The organism is Mycobacterium sp. TH-M82 (assembly GCF_057473605.1).
Genome location: NZ_JBYCKY010000215.1, coordinates 1 through 3,257, shown reverse-complemented (window position 1 = coordinate 3,257; position 3,257 = coordinate 1). Strand labels below are relative to the sequence as shown.

At 69.0% G+C, this 3,257-nt stretch carries 4 protein-coding genes; 1 reads left to right on the top strand and 3 read right to left on the bottom strand.

Annotation, left to right across the window (positions count from 1 at the left end):
* On the top strand, positions 1 to 428 hold a 428-nt coding region (locus AC2VON_RS06330; protein ID WP_486952176.1), incomplete at its 5' end, for an MBL fold metallo-hydrolase.
* A gap of 22 nt (positions 429 to 450) precedes the next feature.
* On the opposite strand, the gene AC2VON_RS06325 is transcribed toward AC2VON_RS06330, so the two are convergent.
* The 3 genes from AC2VON_RS06325 to AC2VON_RS06315 all read right to left on the bottom strand — a co-directional run.
* Positions 451 to 897, bottom strand: a complete 447-nt coding sequence (locus tag AC2VON_RS06325) for a universal stress protein (RefSeq protein WP_486952175.1) — start codon at positions 895 to 897, stop codon at positions 451 to 453.
* A 118-nt stretch (positions 898 to 1,015) separates the two neighbouring features.
* Positions 1,016 to 2,437, bottom strand: a complete 1,422-nt coding sequence (locus AC2VON_RS06320; RefSeq protein ID WP_486952177.1) for an MFS transporter — start codon at positions 2,435 to 2,437, stop codon at positions 1,016 to 1,018.
* 68 nt (positions 2,438 to 2,505) lie between these two features.
* Positions 2,506 to 3,257, bottom strand: a 752-nt coding sequence (locus AC2VON_RS06315; protein ID WP_486952174.1) for a helicase-related protein, incomplete at its 5' end; no start/stop codon positions are given.

The following is a 3,257-nucleotide window of genomic DNA, read 5'->3' as shown; positions in this document are numbered from 1 at the left end:
ACCACTGGCAGGCGCTGGCGGCGCTGGCCGAAGCCACCGGGGCGCCGACTGCCGCGCATGCACTCGACGCCGATCCGCTGCCGGTGCGGCCCGACCGGATTCTCGCCGACGGCGACACCGTCGAGGTGGGCGACCTGGTGTTCGACGTGATCCACCTGCGCGGGCACACCCCTGGCTCGGTCGCCCTGGTGTTGGGCGGCGCGCCGGCCGGCGGAGTGGCCCAGCTGTTCACCGGTGACTGCCTGTTCCCGGGCGGGGTCGGCAAGACGACGAAGCCGGCCGAGTTCGAGTCATTGTTTCACGACGTGAAGACGAAGGTCTTCGATCGTTTCGCCGACGACACCGTCGTCTACCCCGGCCACGGCGACGACACCACCCTGGGTGCCGAGCGCCCGCATCTGGACGAGTGGCGCGACCGGGGCTGGTAAGGGCAGGTGAATCAGCCCGTGCTCAGCCCGTCGTGTGCACGATCAGCACGTCGACCTTGGCGCGGCGGGCGACGTTGGCCGGAACCGAACCGAGCAGCCGGCCGGCGATGGTGCTCAGGCCGACGTTGCCGACGACCAGCAGATCCGCACCGACGTTCTCCGCGAGGTCGACCAGTGCGTCCACCGGGGCACCCTCGATCAGTCGCTCCTCGACTGTGCCGGCGCCGGCGGCCTGGGCCCGCTCCCTGGCTTCTTTCAAGATCGCGTAGAGGGGGGCGTTGCCCGTCGCCTGGTAGCCCTCGTCTTTCAGGGCGTCGGTGGCCCGCGTGTCGTTCTCGTGGGGAAGGTATGCGGTGGCCACGATCAACGTCGCGCCTGCCCCGGACGCGAGCCGGGCTGCCCGTTCGACGGCACGCAGCGACGAGTCCGAGCCATCCGTGCCGACCACCACGGTCTGATAGCCGCTCATCCGTACACCCTCCAGTGACTAGTGACAACGCCACCGAGACAGTAGCGCGTCGACCGGCCGCGGTGGGTGCGATTGGCGACACGGCTTCGTTTGGGTGCCCTGATTTCAGCGGCCTGAGTCAATCCGCGGTGGCCGACGCAACGCAGGAGCCTCGGATCGCGCGATAAGCGAACAGGCAACCCAGCGCGGCGAACACCGCGAACACCGCGAACAGCGAGCGGGCCGCCGGGACGCCCGCACTCATGGCGGTGTTCATCACCAGACCGGCTATCCCGGCGCCGAATGCACCGGAGATCAGCTGGACGGTGTTGATAGCCGCTGCCGCCGTGCCGCCTTCGGCAGGATCGTCGACGCAGCTCATCGCCCATGCCGACAGGTGCGGCCAGCTGGCACCCACCCCGGCGCCGACGACCAGCAACGCCAACGCCCAGACCACGCCGACGGCGGCCGGGTTGTAGTGACTCATCCGGGTGAACGCCGCCACGGTCAGTCCCGCCGACACCACCAGCGGCGCGGCGACTACCAGCCCGGTGATCACGCGCGCCCTGCTCAGCGAGGCACTGGCGATTTCGCTGATCATCCAGCCGGTCGACAGGGCAGCACCGAGGAATCCGGCCAGCACCGGGGCCAGATGCGCCAGCCGCTGACCGAGTAGCGGCACATACAGGTTGGCCTTCGTCGTCGCCATCAACAGCCCCAGCGTCAGGTAGATCCATTTCTCCCGGCCCGGGTGGAAAGCACTCGGCGGCAACACGGCGGCCGACGCCCGCCGGTCGGCGAACAAAAACACCCCCACCAGGATCCCGCCGGTGGCCAGCAGCCCGGCCGCCAAGATGAGGTTGTGCGGCAACTGCGCGGCGCTCACCACCAGCGCGGCAGCACCCAACAGCAGCAGCGAGCGCACCGGTATCTTGATCGGTTCGCCGCGGTGTTCACCGCCGCCCGGTGCGAGCACCGTGGTCACCAAGACGGCCATGGCCGCGGTCAGGACCACCATCGCCCCGAAAGCCAAGCGCCAGATACCGAACTGCGCGAACATGCCGCCCGCCGCCGGCCCGACCAGCGTGCCGACCCCCCACATCGCCGACACCAGCCCGGCAGCCCGGGTCCACAGTGACTGCGGCAGCACGGCGTTGATCAGCGCGTAGCCCAGACCGGCCAACAGGCCGCCGCCCATGCCCTGCAGGGTGCGGCCGGCCAGCAGGATCTCCATTGTTGGCGCCAGTGCGCAAACCACACTGCCCGCGCCGAACGACAGCAGCCCCAGCAGATAGGCCGATCGCGCCCCGACCCGCACCAGCACGGCATGCACCGCGGCCGCCGCCACCACCGACCCGACCAGGTACAGCGTGGTCACCCAGGCATAGAGGCGCTCGCCGCCGATGTCTTTGATCACGCTCGGCAACATGCTGATCGTCAGGAACTCGTTGGTCGCATACAGCACCACGCCACCGGCGAGCACAGCCGAAACGCCCAAAAACTGCGAACCGAGCAGATCTCGCCAGCGGCCTGTCGTTGTCGTCGTCGCCGGTTCTGTCAGATGCACCACCATGTGCAGTCAACCACGGATCGGCACAAGACGCGAAACCGGATTCACACCCCGGCGCGTCACGGCACGCCCGCGGCGTCCATTCCGCGCAGTTCCTTCTTCAGGTCGGCGATCTCGTCGCGAATCCGTGCAGCCAGCTCGAATTGCAGGTCACGCGCGGCATTCATCATCTGCTCGGTGAGATCGCCGATCAGGTCCGCCAACTCGGCCCGCGGCATGTTGGCGCTGTCGCGGCCCTCGAACACACCGGCGCTGGCAATCCTGCCAACCCGGCCGGCCCGGCCCGGCTCGCCCTGGGCCCGCCGGCCCCGCGACGCGTTGCGCCCGGAGCCGCCGATGCGGGTGGAGACGGCCGCTGTCTCCTCGGTGTCAGCGGCCTCGCGGTACACCTGGTCGAGGATGTCGGCGATCTTCTTGCGCAACGGCTGCGGGTCGATGCCATGCTCGGTGTTGTAGGCGATCTGCTTGGCGCGTCGCCGTTCAGTCTCGTCGATGGCCTCCCGCATCGAGTCGGTGATGGTGTCGGCGTACATGTGCACCTCCCCGGAGACGTTGCGGGCGGCGCGGCCGATGGTCTGGATCAGGCTGCGCGACGAGCGCAGGAAGCCCTCCTTGTCGGCGTCCAGGATCGACACCAGCGACACCTCGGGCAGGTCGAGGCCCTCCCGCAGCAGGTTGATCCCGACCAGCACGTCGTAGTCGCCGAGCCGCAGCTGCCGCAACAGTTCCACCCGGCGCAGCGTGTCGACTTCGGAGTGCAGGTAGCGCACCCGGATACCCATCTCCAGCAGATAGTCGGTGAGGTCTTCGG

What these genes read in the sequence shown, in the direction of transcription:
- AC2VON_RS06325 (WP_486952175.1), bottom strand. Translation starts at nt 897, where the DNA reads ATGAGCGGCTATCAGACCGTGGTGGTCGGCACGGATGGCTCGGACTCG.